The sequence below is a fragment of the Rhizobium sp. P40RR-XXII genome, assembly GCF_012641405.1.
GTDB lineage: Bacteria > Pseudomonadota > Alphaproteobacteria > Rhizobiales > Rhizobiaceae > Rhizobium.
In genome coordinates this window covers 391096-406761 of the sequence record NZ_JABAII010000001.1, presented here as the reverse complement: position 1 = coordinate 406761, position 15666 = coordinate 391096, and the positions used below count along the sequence as shown (strand labels likewise).

Genomic DNA, 15666 nt, shown 5'->3' with positions numbered 1-15666 from the left:
GACTGTTCACGATTACAAACAATCGGCACCTTTTCTTTACGGTGCAGGGACATCATAGAATGGATCAGTTATCAGCAATGCGGGCATTCGCGCGTGTGGTGGAAACGGGTAATTTCACCCGCGCCGCAGCCGCCCTTTCCATGCCGAAGGCGACGGTGACGACGCTCATCCAGTCGCTTGAGGCGCATCTGCATGCCAAGCTCCTCAACCGTACGACCCGGCGCGTCATGGTGACGACGGACGGTGCGCTCTATTACGAACGCGCGGTTCAGCTCCTTTCGGAGATAGAGGAGCTGGACGGCAGCATCAGCAATTCGCAGAGCCTGCCGAGCGGGCGCCTGCGCGTCGAAATGGCCGGCGCCTTCGCCGAGAAGATCGTCATGCCGGCGCTGTGCGATTTCCATCAGCGTTATCCCGATATCCATATCGATCTCGGTGTCGGCGACCGTCTGGTGGATTATCTGGCCGAGAATGTCGATTGCGCGCTGCGCGCCGGCATGCCGAGCGACCAGTCGCTGATTGCCCGCCGCGTCGGTGAAATTCACCTCGTCACCTGCGCGGCGCCGCTTTACATCGACAAGCATGGCTTCCCGGAACGGCCGGAGGATCTGGAAACCAGCCATTATGCGGTCAGCTATTTTCGCGCGCAAACCGGCCGTACGATTCCGTTCCTGTTCGAACACGGCAACGAGGCACTGGAAATCAGCCCGCGCTATATCCTTTCGGTGAATGACAGCCGCAGCTATCTCCAGGCGGCGTTGATGGGGCTCGGCATTGCGCAAGTTCCGAGCTTCATGGCTCGGGACGCGCTTGCCAGCGGCAAACTCGTTCCCATTCTTTCCGACTGGACCCGGCCGTCGTTGCCCCTGCATATCGTTTACCCGCCCAACCGGCACCTCAGCAACAAGGTGCGTGTCTTCGTGGATTGGATGGCGAAATTGCTGGTGACCTCGCGAGTAGGCGAGGCTTAAAAATGCGGGCCACCTTCTTCCACATGCTGTGAGAAGAAGGTGGCGCTCATTGCGAACGATCAGTTCCAGGATGCGCCTGCCTGCTGGCGGACCGTTGCATTCAGCCGGTTCCAGACATTGTCGATCGCGATCGCGACAATCAGCGCCGCCAGTGCCTTTTCGTCGAAATGCTTTGCTGCGTCGTTCCAGATCTCGTCGCTGACGGCATCCGGCCGGTCGGCAAGCCGGGTGGCCGCTTCGCCGAGGGCCAGAGCCGCGCGCTCGGCCTCCGAAAAATAAGGCATTTCGCGCCAGGCGGAGACGCCGACGATTCGCTCCAGCGTCTCGCCGGCCTTCTGGAGCTTGCGAAAGCCCATATCCGTGCAGACGCTGCAACCGTTGATCTGGCTGACGCGCAGATGCACGAGGTCCATGATATTTTCCGAAAGACCCTGATCCTTGATCGAATTGCTGACAGCCAGAAGCGCTTGCAGCGTTTCGGGCAGAACGAGGGCGGGGTTCTTCATACGAGCTTGCATATCTATTTCCTCTGATTGTGAGAGCACGGTTGCGGCTCATGTCCTGACGATGCACTTTCCTGCCGATCCGCTGTCACACCGGCTGGATTTCACTCGTCATGGGTCTGACGAAACGCGATGAGGGAATGTGACCGATGGACGAAAAAAAGTGGCAAGCTGAAAAATTCGAGGCGAACCGGCCGCATCTGCGCGCCGTTGCCTATCGCATGCTCGGCTCGCGCACCGAGGCCGAAGATGCGGTGCAGGAAACATGGCTGCGCCTCGTCAGGAGCGATACCTCGGACGTCGAAAATCTCAGCGGATGGCTGACGACGGTCACGGCACGCATCTGCCTCGACCTGCTGCGCGCCCGCAAATCCCGCCGCGAGGAGCCGCTGACGGTTCAGATCCCCGAACCGATGGTCACGCATGAAGCCGGAAACGGCACCGATCCGGAACAGGATGCATTGCTGGCCGATTCAGTCGGTCTCGCCCTTCTGGTCGTTCTGGAAAAGCTGAACCCGGCCGAACGGCTCGCCTTTGTCCTGCATGATATGTTCGACGTATCTTTCGACGACATCGCCCCGATTGTCGGCCGCACGACGGTCGCGACGCGCCAGCTTGCGAGCCGCGCCCGCCGCCGCGTGCAGGACACGCCGTCGGCGACAGAGGCCGATCTCACCCGCCAGCGCCACGTCGTCGAGGCCTTCTTCACCGCCTCGCGTCATGGCGACATGCAGGCATTGCTCGCCGTCCTCGACCCAGACGCGGTCTTCCGGCCGGACGCCGTTGCGGCACGCATGGGATCGGTCAGCGAAATCCGCGGGCGCGCCGACGTCGCCAAGACCTTCCACGGCCGCGCGCAGGCAGCCCGGCTCGCCGTCATCAACGGCGCGGTCGGTGCCATCGTGGTGATCGGCGGACAGTTACGCATCGCACTTCTGTGCGCCGTCAACGAGGGCGGCATGATTACGAACATCAACGTGGTCGCCGATCCGCAGGGGCTGCGCGAGCTGGAAATCGTTCTAGTCGAGCCATAGGATCTAGCGCATCTGTGTCGGGCTCGCGCCCGTCAGCCTGCGAAACATCGCGATGAAAGCGGAAGCGTTGCTGTAGCCCAATCGCGATGCGATCCGGTGCACGGGCTGGCCGGCCTCGATCAGCGAAAGCGCGGCGACGAGCTTCAACCGCTGTCGCCATTCGTTGAAGGAAAGGCCGAGATCGTCCTGGCATCGGCGCGATAAAGTACGCTCCGTCGTCCCCATCCTGCGCGCCCATTCCGAGAGAGAGTGCCTGTCGCCGGGATCGGCCTGCAGGGCGCTCAGCACCGGACCGAGCAGCGGATCGTCGGAAAGCGGCAGATAGCTTTCGCAGCGTGGCGCCAGGCGAATCTGATCGACCAGCACCTGCGCAAGCCGCAGATCCTCGGCAGTTTCGGGTATGGTGACATCACGCGCCGCGAAATCCGCCAGGATCGCCTTCAGCAGCGGACTGATGCTGAGCGTGGAAGGCTTCTCCGGCAGATCGTGGCAGAGCGCGCGTTCGACGTAGACGGTCACATAGCGCAAGTCATGCTGGCTATAGGCGCCATGCATCGTATCCGGCGGCAGCCAGATGGCATAATGGGGCGGCGACAGATAGCGCACGCCCTCAATGTCGAACTCGCAGACACCGATAAGCGCATAGTTGAGCTCGCCCCAAGGCTGGCTCTTTCTGGGAAAAACCGTACCTGCCCTATAGTTTTCGGTTCGGAAGGAAACCGGGTGCGGCGGATCACCCTCGATGCGTGGAGACTTGAAAGTCATGTCCTCATTTCACTCCCGTTGTCTTGATTTCGCTATATACCAGAATTCGGACAGACGATAGAAAAGCTTCGGGATGGCGAACTATGTCCGCTTTCCTTCATTTTGCCCAAGCCAGAAGACGACGAGAGATCATTCCCATGAGCACCCAGCCGAACGCTTCCGCATCCATCGTCAGTGCGGCCGGACTTGCGCCCCTGCTGACGGTGCTGATCTGGTCCGGCAATACCGTCGTCACCAAAGCGTCCGCCGGCGTGATCTCCCCGGGCTCCATCTCTTTTTATCGCTGGCTGCTTGCCTTCGTCGTACTGCTGCCCTTCGTCGGCCGCGCGGCATGGCGCAATCGCGCCCTGCTCCGGCAGCACTGGCTGAAGCTCGCTACCCTCGCCGCTCTTGGCATGGTGATCTACCAGAGCCTCGCTTATGAGGCGGCCAAGACCACCTCTGCCGTCAATATGGGTGTGATGGTTGCGCTGATGCCTCTGATGTCGACGTTCTTTGCCAGTCTGCTCGCCGGAGAGAAACTGAGCATCGCGAGTATTGCCGGTGGCGGAATTTCCCTGGTCGGCCTTATCTATCTGACGTCTCAAGGCGACCCGATGCGGCTGGCGAATGGCGGCTTTCATATCGGCGACGGCCTAATGATCATCGCCGTCCTCTCGAACGCGCTCTATGGCGTGATGCTGAGACGCTGGGCGATGCCAATTCCGATGTGGCAGCAGCTTTTCTGGCAGATCGGTTTTTCGACCTTGCTGCTGATCCCGATCTTCCTGATGGGCGACATTTCGCCGGTCACCGCGGCCAATCTGCCGCTGATCCTTTATGCCGCGATCCCGACCTCTCTCGTCGCGCCGCTATGCTGGATGATCGGCATTCAGAGGCTCGGCGCGAGCCGAACCTCGCTGCTGATCAATCTCCTGCCCATTATCGTCGCGGCATTGGCCTGGGCGTTGCTTGGAGAGCAGCTGCATGCCTATCACGCCATCGGCGGCGCGCTTGCCCTCATCGGCGTCGGTCTCGGCCTGCGAAAGACCCGAGTGAAGAACGGTCAAATAGCATCCACGACAGATGCGGCGGACTGGAAGGCCGAGGAAGCCTGAGCACTGCTCTGGGAAACCCTTTCCTTTCGCCCGCCCTTCGTTCTACCATGAACGAGTCCCGAGAAGCGAAAAGGAAGCGAGCGTGCGCATAGCCCTGGAACCGGTGTCCTCCAGAACGACGATCCAGGAGAGCGTCTATCAGCAGCTCAGGAACGCGCTGATGGCCGGCAATTTCGATCCGGGCCAGACCCTGACCATCGCCTCGCTTGCCGAAACCTTCGGAACCAGCAACATGCCGGTGCGCGAGGCGCTGCGCCGGCTGGCGGCGGAAAATGCGCTGGAGGTCGCGGCCAACGGCTCGGCCCGTATTCCGATCGTCACCCTTGCCCGGTTGGGCGATCTGTGCCGCGCCCGCATTGCCGTGGAGGGTCTGGCGGCCGAACTCGGCATGCCGAACCTCACCCCCACCGACATTGAAACGCTCGAGCGCATCGCCGGGGAACAGCATGTGATCGGCCTCGGTGCCAATGTCTACGACCTGATGGCCAAGAACCAGCAATTCCACTTCACCATCTATCGCGCCTCCGGCTCCGAGGTGCTGCTGCAGCTCATCGAGACATTGTGGCTACGTTTCGGCCCCTACATGCGCATGCTATCCGCCTCGGTCGAACCCCTGATGCGCAGCGGCGAACTCGATCCCGCCGGCGAGCATGTTGCCATCGTCAAGGCGCTGAAGGCGGGCAACTTTGCCGGCGCCCGCGACGGTGTCGTCGCCGATATCAGACGCACCCACGAAATCCTCCAGGATTATTGCCCGGCCACGCAGGACGAACCGCGCAAGGGCTCCGGCTCGGCTCGTCGCTAAGCCTATCAAAAGAGATCGAGAAATTTGGTTGAACCTTAAAGTACTTTGTGATCAAATGATCAAAATTGAGGTTTCAGTCCCAACGTCCAGAGCGAGATCCCCATGAGCTCCGCCGCTTCCGCATCGCAATTCGCCGGCCACAACAGCTTCCCGGTCGACGAGGTCCGCGCCATGTTCCCGGCCATCCAGAAGGCCGGCGATTTCGTCTTCCTCGACAATGCGGGCGGTGCGCAGGTGCCGCAGGCGGTCGTCGACGCGGTTGCCAATCACCTCATCGATTTCAACGTCCAGCGCATGGCGAAATACCAGCATAGTCAGGGCGTCGACCGCAATCTGGACGAAGCGCGCGAAAGCGTCGCTATGCTGGTCAATGCCTATCGTCCCGAGGAAATCTCCTTCGGCCAGAACGCCACCTCCTTCATCCGCCTTGTCAGCCTCGGCGTTGCCAAGCTGCTCGGCGAGCGCAACGAGATCGTCGTCACCGACATGGATCACGATGCCAACATCGCCACCTGGATGGCGCTGGAAGCCGATGGCGCGAAGATCGTCTGGTGGCGCATGCGCGAGGATGGCACGTTGCACGTGGAAGACCTGAAGCCGCTTCTGAACGACAAGACCCGCCTTGTCGCCTGCACCGTCACGGCGCATTCCATCGGCACGATCGTCGACGTCGCCGCGGTCTGCAAACTGGCACAGGCCGCCGGTGCCGAGACCTTTCTCGATAGCGTCCATTACGGCCCGCACGGCCTGATCGACGTTCAGGCCTGGGGCTGCGACTATCTCGTCTGCTCCGGCTACAAGAATTTCTCGCCGCATATGGGCTTCCTCTGGGGCCGCTACGACGCGCTGGTCAAGCTGCCGACGTTCAAGGAAGACTTCATCCCGGACGTGCCGCCTTACAAGATCGAAGTCGGCACCTTCACCTATGAGAACGTCGCCGGCATGAACGCGGCGGTCAAATATCTCGAAGGCCTCGGCCGTCGCTTCCTGCCTGCCGGCGATCATAGCCGCCGTCAGGCGTTAGCCGCCGCCATGGGTGCGATCCGCCAATACGAACTGATACTGTCGCGCGAGATGATCGCGGTGCTGAAGCGCCACGGCGCCACCATCTACGGCATCTCCGACGAGGCTCGCCTGGAGCAGCGCGTTCCCACAATCTGCTTCAACATGCCAGGCATCACGCCGCAGGAATTCGCCGACGAGATGGGCAAGCGGCGCATCGGCCTGCGCGACGGGCACATGTTCGCACCGCGCCTGATGAAGCGCCTCGGCCTGTCCATGGAAACGGGTGCCATCCGCGTGTCGCTGGTGCATTATAACAAGGTTGAAGAGATCGCGCGGTTCGATGCGGTCCTGACCGAGATCATGGCGCGGCGCAAGTAAGCCGTGCCTGTGAGCGGTGGCGGCGCCCGAACAACTCCGCCACTGTAATGCCTCCGTGCCGGTGCGTGATCGGCACGGAAGGTGCCCTGAGTTCAGGGCTATTGCCGCTTCGCAGTTGTATCTTTTCGGTCTATCCCTCGTTGAGAGGACCGCTGAAATATGAGGATGCCGATGAGCGATTTCCGCCGGAATTGTATGGAGCAGAAGCTGCTCGTCGGTACGTTTGCGGCCATTCCGCATCCGGTCGCCATCGAAGTTACCGCAGCCTCCGGCGTCGATTTCCTCTGCATCGACTGGGAGCATTCGCAGATCGGCCGCGAGCGCATCGAGGATCTGATCCGCGCCGCCGATGTCCATCGCGTTCCCGCCATAGTCCGTGTACCTGGGCATGCGGCTGAGGATATCGCGGCCGTTCTGGATGCGGGTGCCGCGGGCGTGCTGGTACCGCGCGTTTCGACGGCGGAGCAAGCCCGCGCCGCCGTTAAGGCCACCCGCTATCCCCCGCTCGGCACACGCGGCGTCGGCCCGGGTCGCGCTGCTGCCTATGGCTACCGCATTCCGGATTACCTCACCAAGGCCAATGCGGAGCTACTGCTTGCCATCCAGGTCGAAACGGCCGAGGGGCTTACCAATGTCGCCGAGATCGCGGCCGTCGACGGTATCGATCTGATCTTCATCGGCCCCGGCGATCTCTCGGTCTCGATCGACGCCATGGGACCGGCAGGCAAAGACAGGCTCGACGCGGCGATCGGCACTATCGCAAAAACGGCTTTATCCGCCGGTCGCGCGGTCGGCATCTTCCGCCCTTCGCCTGATGATGTCGGCGCATGGTCGGAAGACGGTATCAGCTTCTTTGTACTGGCAAGCGACACGATGTTTTTAGGCGCCAGCCTGGCCGCCGGCGTCGATGCCGCAAGAGCGGCCGGTCAGCGCGAGAACAAGAAGGAAAGTTGATTTCTATCAGGGTGTTACCACTTTGAAAGGCAAAATGAAATCCAGCAAGGAGGCAGACTTTTTAAGCTTAAAATTTGTCCTTGAAATGCATTGGTTTTTGGATAACCATTCGAAATCGAGGGGTGGCGAGAGCGAGAGCTTCCGCAGCCGTTTGAACCCTCCAATACCGGATTCCCAGGGGAAACTCCTTGTCTCTTCGACCGCAGCATAATTTGCCGAACGCAATATCAGGCCGCGATGCCCTCGAAGGCATCCGCGCTCAGATCCGCGACATGCGCACCGACAACATCGCCGTGCTTGCCAAGCGCGCACGCGAACTCGGCGGCGTCATTCCGCTTTGGTTCGGCGAAGGCGATGTGGTGACACCCGGCTTCATCCGCGACGCGGCAAAGAAAGCGCTCGACGATGGTGCGACTTTCTATGTTCCAAATATGCGCGGGCTGGCGACGCTCAACGAAGCATTGTCGGACTATCAGACTCACTGGCATCAGCGCCCTATCCCCATCGAGCGTACGACGGTCGCGCCTGGCGGCATGCAGGCGCTCTATATGGCCCTCGAGCTGCTCGTCGACGTCGGCACCAATGTCGTCTACGTCGCGCCGCAATGGCCGAATATTCATAACGCCATCCACCTGATCGGCGGCGAGCCACGCGCCGTATCGCTCGATTTCGATACCGATTGGCGCCTCGATCTCGACAAGCTTTTCGCTCGCTGCGATGCCCGCACCCGCGCCATCTTCCTGTCGACCCCTTGCAACCCAACGGGCTGGACGGCGTCGCGCGAGGAGATGCAGGCGCTGCTCGATTTCAGCCGCCGCACCGGCATCTGGATCATCTCCGACGAGGTTTATGCCCGCCTCTATTTCGATCGCGAAATCGCCCCTTCGATCCTGCAGGTGGCCGAGGACGGCGATCGCGTGATCGCGATCAACAGCTTCTCCAAGGCGTGGGCGATGACCGGATGGCGCGTCGGCTGGCTGACGCACCCGTCTGCCGTTGCCGATCAGCTCGGCGCCATGACGCAATATATCAACAGCGGCACCTCGGCCATGATTCAGGCCGGTGCCGCAGCCGCCTTGCGCGAAGGCGAGCCGCTGGTCGCTGAAATCCGCGGACGCATCAAGGCCGGCCTCGATCTGGCCTATGAGAAGCTGCCGAAGATACCGGGCATGATCCTGCCGGAGAAACCGCGCGGCGGCATGTATGCCTTCTTCGCGCTGCAGGGCGAACCCGATGCGACGGCGCTGTGCGAGCGTATCCTCGAAACAGCCCGCGTCGGCCTGGCGCCGGGATACCACTTCGGCGAATCGTCCCGCGCCTTCCTGCGCATGTGCACCTTCCGCGAAACCGAACAGATGCGCATCGCGCTCGATCGCATGGTCAACGCGATGACATGAGACGGCCGCCGGTCAGGCGGACGGGAATACCGCGGGTGAGAGGAAAAGCCCGCAGCCATAACCAGAGGGAGACCAAGAAAATGCCCATTACTCGTCGCAGTCTGCTGGTCCTTGCGACCGCCGTCGGCCTAGCCGGCGGAAGCCATTTTGCCTATGCCGCCGACGTGCTGAACGTCGGCTCCTATCCGAACAATCCGCCCTTCGAATACAAGACCGCCAATGGCGGCTTCGAAGGCTTCGAGGTCGATGTCGTCAACGAGGCGGCCAAGCGCGCCGGCATGACGACTAACATCGCCGATTATGGCTTCCAGGCGCTGTTCGCGGCAACCAGCTCCAAGCGCATCGACGTCGCGATCTCGTCCATCACGATTACGCCGGAGCGCCTGAAATCGCAGTCCTTCACGCAGCCCTATTACGACTCCGACATGGGCGTGGCCGCCAAGGACAGCAGCTCGATCAAAAGCCTTACCGATCTCAAGGGCAAAACCGTCGGCGTGCTGTCGGGTTCGACGGGTGAAAAATGGGTCAATGACAACAAGGCAGCGCAGGGCTTTGCCGACGTCAAGGGCTACAACTCGCAGCAGGACATGTTCCTCGATCTCGGCGCCAGCCGCATTGATGCCGTCGTCAGCGATATTCCAGGCATGCAGTATCTCTTCGTCAAGACCAAGGGCTTCGCCATCAAGGATCGCATCAAGACCGGCGAACAATACGGCCTGATGATGACCAAGGATTCGCCGTTGCTCGGGAAGATCAACGATGCCATCACCGCGATGAAGAAGGACGGCACGCTGGAGAAGATCCACGAAAAGTGGTTCGGCGGCAAAGCGCCGACAGGCTCCTCTACCGTCACCGAATTGCCTATCCCCAAGGCGTGATCAAAAGATCATCACTGAAATGAGCTACGCCGGTCGCAGCAACCGGCGTAGATGTAAGAAATCATATCTTCGTTTTGCGCGCGGGAGTGCCAATGTCTTTCGTCGACACCTTCTTCAATTCCGACGTCATGATCTCGGCTTTCCCCCAACTGCTGCGCGGGCTTTGGATGACCATCGCGCTCGGCGTGGTCAGCATTCTGATCGGCGTGACCGGCGGCCTCGTCGTCAGCCTGATCCGCCTCTACGCTCCTAAACCGCTGCAGTTATTGATGATCGCCTATATCGACATCATGCGCGCCATGCCGATGCTGGTCGTGCTGATCCTGATCTATTACGCCCTGCCTTTCGTCGGCATCAGCTTTTCCGCCTGGTGGTCGGCGATCCTTGGATTTTCCATCGTGCTGGCTGCCTATTCGGCCGAGGTCTTTCGCTCAGGGATCGAAAGCGTGCCGCGCGGCCAGTTCGAGGCCGCCGCCGCCCTTGGTATTCCCTTCCTGATCACGCTTTACAAGGTCGTACTGCCGCAGGCGGTCCGCATCGTGATCCCGCCGACGACAAGCAACTGCGTGTCGATGTTCAAGGATACATCGCTTGCCTCGACCGTGGCCTTGCCGGAATTGCTGAAAGAAGGGCAGAACGCCCAGGGCCTTTATGCCAACCCCTCGCCCCTGATCATGGCCGCGGTGATTTACGTCATCCTGCTCTGGCCGATGGTGCGCCTCGTCAGCGTGCTCGAGAAGAAATTCAAGGGCGAGCAGGCCAGATAGAGCAATTCAAGGAAAAGTGCGTAGCGGTTTTCCGCATGGAATTGCGCGGAAACAAACAGACAGAGCGGCCATCAATCGAAGTCGGCGCCCGAAAGATGGTTGCTTACCGACGACTTCACCGCGCCGATATCCCGCCACAACTCGCTGACAACAGCGGGATCCACATCCGCCATCATGTCGCGCAGCCAGCCTTCATGCGCTGCGGCCATGGCGCTGAACGATGTTTCTCCCTTCGCCGTCAGCTTCGCGACCGTCACGCGCCGGTCGCCATCGGGCGTGACGCGCAGCACGAGGCCATCCGCTTCCAGCCGTTCGACAAGCCCGGTGACATTGCCGTTGGTAACCATGGTTCGCTTCGACAGCTCCCCAAGCCGCAGACCCTCGCGTTCGCGATAGAGCTGCGCCATCAGATCGAATTGCGGCAGGGTCGCACCGAACTCGTTGCGCAGTCGGCGACGAATTTCCTGCGAGATCAGCTTCGTGGTCGACAGCATGCGCAACCAGAGTCGCAACTCCAGCTTTTTGCCTTCCTGCGCCCCCTGAACGATAATCTCCAGGTCAACGGTTGCACTTTCCGGTTCTGCCATCGCGTCAGCTCAATTCAATGCTCTACATTCATTCATGTGGACGATCTAGGGAGCAACATTTGAAATGTCAAAGGTTTACGCGTCAAGCCAAATGGTGCTCACCTGGCCAGCATTTTCCCCAACATGAAACCGGAACCGGCCCCCGTTCCCGCACCCGGCCATGTCGAAGCTCCGCACATGAACAGCGAAGCCACCGGTGTCCTATAGCGCGAATAGCCGGCAACGGGGCGGAATAGGAAATTCTGGTCGAGATGATGGCTGCCGGAAAGGTTGTCGCCGCCGACAAGATTCGGGTTCTCGCGTTCGAGATCGATGGGTGAAAACACCGATTGGCCCAATATTTTGCTACGCAAGCCGGGCGCATGGCATTCGACGATATCGAGAACGCGCTCGGCATAGGTACTTTTGATCTCATCCCAGCTTGCGCCGATGATTTCGCCCGCCGCATCGCCGTGAAATTCCGCCGGCAGGACACGCACCTGGATCCAGAGCACATGCTGCCCCGCAGGCGCGCGCGTCGGGTCGATCGCCGTTGGCTGCCCGATCACCAAAGCGGGCTCGGCCGGCAGAAGCCCGCCCATCGCCTCGGCATAGACACGCGACATCATTTCGAGATCCGGCGCGATATGCACATAGGCAAAATTCTGGAGCGCCTTGCCTGCGGTCCAGTCCGGCAGACCCGACAAGGCCAGATGGATCATCATCGTGCCGGGTCCGGCCCGAAAGCGCGAAACCTTGCCGTCGAACTCGCGACGCGACGCATCCTGGTCGAGAAGCTTGCCGAACAGGATCTGCGGGTGGACATTGGCGATGACGGCCCGCTTCGCGTCAAAGTGGCGTCCATCGGCGAGAACGACGCCCGTTGCCTTGCCGCCTGACGTGACGATCTTGTCGACACGCGTACCCAGCATCAGTTCCCCACCCTTGCTTTTCAGCACGGCGGCCATCGCCTTGATGATGGTATCGGCGCCACCCTTGCCGATCACCATGCCGAAGGCCTGATTGGCCATGGATTCGAGATAGGGAAACAGCGCACCGCCAGCAACATCCGGCGCAAAGTCGAGATGCAATCCCCAAGCGGCCATCATCGTCTTGAGCTTCGCATTCTGGAAGCGGGCGTCGAGAAAATCGCGTGGCGAAGCAAACAGCATGCGCGCCGTATCGTAGATCCAGCCCATTCCCTTTTGACGCCAGGCTTTCCAGATGACCTTGGCGGCAGTCATGGAGGGCATCGGCGAGCCGAGCAGGCCGAAGATGTGCGGGGCATCCGTCCCGAATTGCGAGAGCATGTTGCGCCAGGCGGCGGCATCCTGGGGCGATATGTCGGCGATGGCGCCTGCGGTCTTCTCGAGATCGGTGCTGACGCCGAGATAGGTGCCGTCGCGAAAAACGCTGGCGAAGCAATCCGCGGCGGGCACGAAGCTCAGGCCTTCAGCCGACAGCTCGTTCTTATATTGAGCAAAGAAGGCCGAGCCGGCGAACATGGAGAGGTTCATGGCACAGAGATCGTGCCGGAAACCCGGCAGCGTCACTTCGCGCGTCTTCACCGCACCGCCAGGCTCCGCATTGCCCTCGATGACGACGACCTTCCAGCCTTTGGAAGCCAAATGCACCGCCGCCGCCAGGCCATTATGGCCGGCCCCCACTATGATCGAATCATAGCTCATCGCTTGCCCCTCTTCGAATTGTGATTATTATTATCACATGCATACATCCTGAGTTTTAAGCTTCAAGTATATGCCGACGCGAATTGCTTGACATCATTGCAATCTAAAATGGCACACTTGAAAATACCCCAGAGATTAGCGTTTTATTTCAGTGATTTACCAATCCGGTCCGCACGCGAATTGAGGCCAAATTTTGCCCTCTGGAAGCAGGTCGGAATGCTTGCAATATCATATATTGTGACATAGGCTCCCTCCATTCCGCCGCCGCGCGGACCGGTGCCGGGAGGAAACGCACCCGCGCTTGGCGACACTGACTTCAAGCCTGATCCGAATAAAAGACCCACAAAAACGGCTCCTCGCATGGGATCATGCGACAACAAGGGGAACTCAAAATATGACCGCTACCGCACTCGCCAGCCTCGCTTCGGCCCTGCTTTCGGGCTCCGTCAAGGTCGTTGATCTCACCGCGCCGCTCGGCCCGGACACCCCGGTGCTCTACCTGCCGCCACAGTTCGGCAAGAACACCCCCAAGGTCAAGGTCCATACGATCTCGGAATACAATCAGGACGGCCCCTTCTGGGCCTGGAACTGGCTGGAACTCGGCGAGCACACCGGCACGCATTTCGACGCGCCCTGTCACTGGATCACCGGCAAAGACCATCCGAACAACACGACGGACACCATCCCGCCGCAGAATTTCGTAGCTCCGGTCAATGTCATCGACCGCTCCAAGGAAGCCACGGCCGATCCCGATTACCTGCTAACGGTCGACAGCATCAAGGAATGGGAAGCTGAGAACGGCGCGATCGAGCCCGGCAGCTGGGTGCTGCTGCGCACCGACTGGTACAAGCGCAACGGCTCGACCGAGACCTTCCTGAACGCCGATGAAAACGGCCCGCATTCTCCAGGCCCGACCGCCGAGGCGATCGAATATCTATTGACCAAGGGCATCATCGGCTGGGGTTCGGAAACGATCGGCACCGATGCCGGTTCCGCCGGCGGCATGAACCCGCCCTTCCCGGCGCACAACCTTATGCACAAGGCCAACCGCTACGGCCTTGCCAGCCTTTCCAATCTCGATCAGCTTCCGGCCAAGGGCGCCGTGCTGATCGCCGCTCCGCTGAAATTCGTCAAGGGCACCGGCTCGCCGGTTCGTGCACTGGCATTGATTGCATGATAGGCTGGAGAGGCCGGGACCCGAGGGGCGGGCTCCGGCCTTTCCGTTCATCTTGCCTATGAGGGGCAACGGCAATGGGCGATCGTGATTACATCATCGTCGGCAGCGGCATCAATGCGCTCGTCGCAGCCGCGATGCTCGGCAAAAAGGGCCACAAGGTGCTCGTCCTCGAGCGCAACGACCGCATCGGCGGTTGCCTGCGCACCGAGGAGATCACCGAGCACGGCTTCATCCACGACGTCATGGCAACGACCATGGTGCTGTTCCTCACCTCGCCGGCCTATGGCGCTATCGGCGGGGACCTTGAGGCGCGGGGTCTGGAATTTGCCCATGCCGACTTTCCCACAGGCGTTCTGCGACCTAACGGTTCGCATGTGATCTTTTCCAAGGACAGGCAGCGAAATATCGCCACCTTCGACGAGTTGTCGCTCGGCGACGGGCAGACTTTCTCCCGCGAGATGGCGGCCCTTGCCGCCGACGCGCCGTTCCTGTTTTCCTTGCTCGGCGGCGCATTATGGTCGGGATCGACCCTGAAAGCCGTTGCCGGGCAAGGCTGGAACCGTGGCCTGCGCAAGCTCGCCGCCTGGTTCGGCGAGGCCTTGACGCCGGCGCGCGGCTACCTCGAAACTGCCTATCGCTCGGATGATATCCATGCGCTCTGGGCACCCTGGGTGCTTCATTGCGGCCTCGGGCCGGAAAGCGCCTATTCGGCCGAGATGCTGAAGGTCATCGGCTTTGCGCTGGAACTGGGCGGCGCGCCGATCGTCAAGGGCGGCGCGGGGAAACTGCTGGCCGCCTTCGAACGGCTGATTGCCGACAATGGCGGCGAAATCCGCGTGGGCGCCGATGTCGAGGCTATCATTCCAGGCCCCAATCGCCGCGCCGACGGCGTGCGACTTGCAAGCGGCGAAATTTTGAGAGCCAAATCCGGCGTAATTTGCTCGGTCACGCCCAATCAACTCTACGAGCGGCTGATGGGGGATTGGCCGGATCCGCTGCCGGCCGAAGTCAAATCCGGCGTTGCCAGCTATCGGTACGGCAAGGGCGACATGCAGATCCATTACGCGCTCTCCGAACCGCCGCGCTGGAAGGCCGATGCAGAGCTCGGCAAGGTGGCGCTGCTGCATCTGACCTCCGGCCTCGACGGCGTCTCGCGCGCCGCCAACGAATGCGAGCGTGGGCTCTTGCCTGCGGAGCCCACCGTCTGCGTCGGGCAACCGGTCGCGCTCGATCCCAGCCGCGCGCCGGAAGGTAAGTCGATCCTCTGGCTGCAGCTTCCCGAAGCGCCGCGCCATATCAAGGGCGATGCCGCCGGCGAGATCGCAACGCCGGAGGACGGCCGCTGGACGGAAGAGGTGCGCGAGCGCTATGCCGACCGCATCGAGGCGCTGCTTGCCAGCCACATCGAGAACTTCTCGGGCATAAAGCTCGCACGCCGCGCCTACTCTCCGGGTGATCTGGAAGCGATGAACATGAACCTCGTCGGCGGTGACCCTTATGGCGGCTATTGCGGCCTCGACCAGCTTTTCATCTGGCGTCCCTTCAAGTCATCTGTTAACCACCGCACCCACATAACGGGCCTCTACCACATCGGCGCTTCGGCGCATCCCGGTGCGGGCCTTGGTGGGGGCTCCGGCTTCCTGCTCGCATCATCGCTGAAGTAACACGTTTCCTAGGGAGG

15 protein-coding genes are annotated in these 15666 nt (G+C 61.1%); 11 read left to right on the top strand and 4 right to left on the bottom strand.

The annotated features are described in order from the left end of the window. Positions 1 to 59 precede the first annotated feature (59 nt). Positions 60 to 971, top strand: coding sequence for a LysR family transcriptional regulator (locus HGP16_RS01965; RefSeq protein WP_168838334.1), 912 nt, complete (start codon positions 60 to 62; stop codon positions 969 to 971). A gap of 59 nt (positions 972 to 1030) precedes the next feature. On the opposite strand, the gene HGP16_RS01960 is transcribed toward HGP16_RS01965, so the two are convergent. Beyond that, positions 1031 to 1489 (bottom strand): carboxymuconolactone decarboxylase family protein, encoded by a 459-nt coding sequence (locus tag HGP16_RS01960; RefSeq protein WP_168838333.1) that lies wholly within the window; start codon positions 1487 to 1489, stop codon positions 1031 to 1033. A 134-nt stretch (positions 1490 to 1623) separates the two neighbouring features. On the opposite strand from HGP16_RS01960, the gene HGP16_RS01955 reads away from it, so the two are divergent. After that, on the top strand, positions 1624 to 2508 hold the full coding sequence (locus HGP16_RS01955; protein WP_168838332.1) for a sigma-70 family RNA polymerase sigma factor: 885 nt from the start codon (positions 1624 to 1626) through the stop codon (positions 2506 to 2508). Between the two features lie 3 nt (positions 2509 to 2511). Here the strand turns inward: HGP16_RS01955 and HGP16_RS01950 are convergent, their stop codons facing one another. Then, on the bottom strand, positions 2512 to 3273 hold the full coding sequence (locus tag HGP16_RS01950) for a helix-turn-helix domain-containing protein (RefSeq protein ID WP_168838331.1): 762 nt from the start codon (positions 3271 to 3273) through the stop codon (positions 2512 to 2514). 137 nt (positions 3274 to 3410) lie between these two features. Between HGP16_RS01950 and HGP16_RS01945 the strand changes: the two genes are divergently transcribed. The 7 genes from HGP16_RS01945 to HGP16_RS01915 all read left to right on the top strand — a co-directional run bounded on the left by HGP16_RS01945 (position 3411) and on the right by HGP16_RS01915 (position 10554). After that, on the top strand, positions 3411 to 4370 hold the full coding sequence (locus tag HGP16_RS01945; protein ID WP_168838330.1) for a DMT family transporter: 960 nt from the start codon (positions 3411 to 3413) through the stop codon (positions 4368 to 4370). An 82-nt stretch (positions 4371 to 4452) separates the two neighbouring features. Continuing rightward, positions 4453 to 5175: a GntR family transcriptional regulator gene (locus HGP16_RS01940; protein WP_168838329.1), complete on the top strand. Its 723-nt coding sequence runs from the start codon at positions 4453 to 4455 to the stop codon at positions 5173 to 5175. 102 nt (positions 5176 to 5277) lie between these two features. After that, positions 5278 to 6558 (top strand): cysteine desulfurase-like protein, encoded by a 1281-nt coding sequence (locus HGP16_RS01935; RefSeq protein ID WP_168838328.1) that lies wholly within the window; start codon positions 5278 to 5280, stop codon positions 6556 to 6558. Between the two features lie 171 nt (positions 6559 to 6729). Further along, positions 6730 to 7512 (top strand): HpcH/HpaI aldolase/citrate lyase family protein, encoded by a 783-nt coding sequence (locus HGP16_RS01930; protein WP_168838327.1) that lies wholly within the window; start codon positions 6730 to 6732, stop codon positions 7510 to 7512. Between the two features lie 188 nt (positions 7513 to 7700). Beyond that, complete coding sequence (locus tag HGP16_RS01925; protein ID WP_168838326.1) at positions 7701 to 8909, top strand: pyridoxal phosphate-dependent aminotransferase; 1209 nt, start codon at positions 7701 to 7703, stop codon at positions 8907 to 8909. Positions 8910 to 8989: 80 nt separating this feature from the next. Continuing rightward, on the top strand, positions 8990 to 9787 hold the full coding sequence (locus HGP16_RS01920) for an ABC transporter substrate-binding protein (RefSeq protein ID WP_168838325.1): 798 nt from the start codon (positions 8990 to 8992) through the stop codon (positions 9785 to 9787). A gap of 92 nt (positions 9788 to 9879) precedes the next feature. After that, on the top strand, positions 9880 to 10554 hold the full coding sequence (locus HGP16_RS01915; RefSeq protein ID WP_168838324.1) for an amino acid ABC transporter permease: 675 nt from the start codon (positions 9880 to 9882) through the stop codon (positions 10552 to 10554). Positions 10555 to 10625: 71 nt separating this feature from the next. Here the strand turns inward: HGP16_RS01915 and HGP16_RS01910 are convergent, their stop codons facing one another. Both HGP16_RS01910 and HGP16_RS01905 read right to left on the bottom strand, forming a co-directional pair. Further along, positions 10626 to 11141 (bottom strand): MarR family winged helix-turn-helix transcriptional regulator, encoded by a 516-nt coding sequence (locus tag HGP16_RS01910; RefSeq protein WP_168838323.1) that lies wholly within the window; start codon positions 11139 to 11141, stop codon positions 10626 to 10628. Between the two features lie 98 nt (positions 11142 to 11239). After that, the gene (locus HGP16_RS01905) at positions 11240 to 12808 is read right to left on the bottom strand and encodes an NAD(P)/FAD-dependent oxidoreductase (RefSeq protein WP_168838322.1); all 1569 of its coding nucleotides are present in this window, start codon (positions 12806 to 12808) and stop codon (positions 11240 to 11242) included. A gap of 394 nt (positions 12809 to 13202) precedes the next feature. Here HGP16_RS01905 and HGP16_RS01900 point away from each other — a divergent pair, with 394 nt between their 5' ends. Both HGP16_RS01900 and HGP16_RS01895 read left to right on the top strand, forming a co-directional pair. Further along, positions 13203 to 13985 carry a cyclase family protein gene (locus HGP16_RS01900; RefSeq protein ID WP_168838321.1) on the top strand — a complete coding sequence of 261 codons (783 nt, stop codon included), beginning with the start codon at positions 13203 to 13205 and terminating at the stop codon, positions 13983 to 13985. Positions 13986 to 14059: 74 nt separating this feature from the next. Further along, the gene (locus HGP16_RS01895; protein WP_168838320.1) at positions 14060 to 15649 is read left to right on the top strand and encodes an NAD(P)/FAD-dependent oxidoreductase; all 1590 of its coding nucleotides are present in this window, start codon (positions 14060 to 14062) and stop codon (positions 15647 to 15649) included. Positions 15650 to 15666 lie beyond the last annotated feature (17 nt).

Excerpts from the sequence above, each read along its gene's own strand:
- HGP16_RS01945 (WP_168838330.1), top strand. The coding sequence starts at position 3,411 with ATGAGCACCCAGCCGAACGCTTCCGCATCCATCGTCAGTGCGGCCGGA.
- HGP16_RS01915 (WP_168838324.1), top strand. The coding sequence starts at position 9,880 with ATGTCTTTCGTCGACACCTTCTTCAATTCCGACGTCATGATCTCGGCT.
- HGP16_RS01935 (WP_168838328.1), top strand. The coding sequence starts at position 5,278 with ATGAGCTCCGCCGCTTCCGCATCGCAATTCGCCGGCCACAACAGCTTC.
- HGP16_RS01930 (WP_168838327.1), top strand. The coding sequence starts at position 6,730 with ATGAGCGATTTCCGCCGGAATTGTATGGAGCAGAAGCTGCTCGTCGGT.
- HGP16_RS01965 (WP_168838334.1), top strand. The coding sequence starts at position 60 with ATGGATCAGTTATCAGCAATGCGGGCATTCGCGCGTGTGGTGGAAACG.
- HGP16_RS01905 (WP_168838322.1), bottom strand. The coding sequence starts at position 12,808 with ATGAGCTATGATTCGATCATAGTGGGGGCCGGCCATAATGGCCTGGCG.
- HGP16_RS01955 (WP_168838332.1), top strand. The coding sequence starts at position 1,624 with ATGGACGAAAAAAAGTGGCAAGCTGAAAAATTCGAGGCGAACCGGCCG.
- HGP16_RS01910 (WP_168838323.1), bottom strand. The coding sequence starts at position 11,141 with ATGGCAGAACCGGAAAGTGCAACCGTTGACCTGGAGATTATCGTTCAG.
- HGP16_RS01895 (WP_168838320.1), top strand. The coding sequence starts at position 14,060 with ATGGGCGATCGTGATTACATCATCGTCGGCAGCGGCATCAATGCGCTC.
- HGP16_RS01920 (WP_168838325.1), top strand. The coding sequence starts at position 8,990 with ATGCCCATTACTCGTCGCAGTCTGCTGGTCCTTGCGACCGCCGTCGGC.
- HGP16_RS01960 (WP_168838333.1), bottom strand. The coding sequence starts at position 1,489 with ATGCAAGCTCGTATGAAGAACCCCGCCCTCGTTCTGCCCGAAACGCTG.
- HGP16_RS01950 (WP_168838331.1), bottom strand. The coding sequence starts at position 3,273 with ATGACTTTCAAGTCTCCACGCATCGAGGGTGATCCGCCGCACCCGGTT.
- HGP16_RS01900 (WP_168838321.1), top strand. The coding sequence starts at position 13,203 with ATGACCGCTACCGCACTCGCCAGCCTCGCTTCGGCCCTGCTTTCGGGC.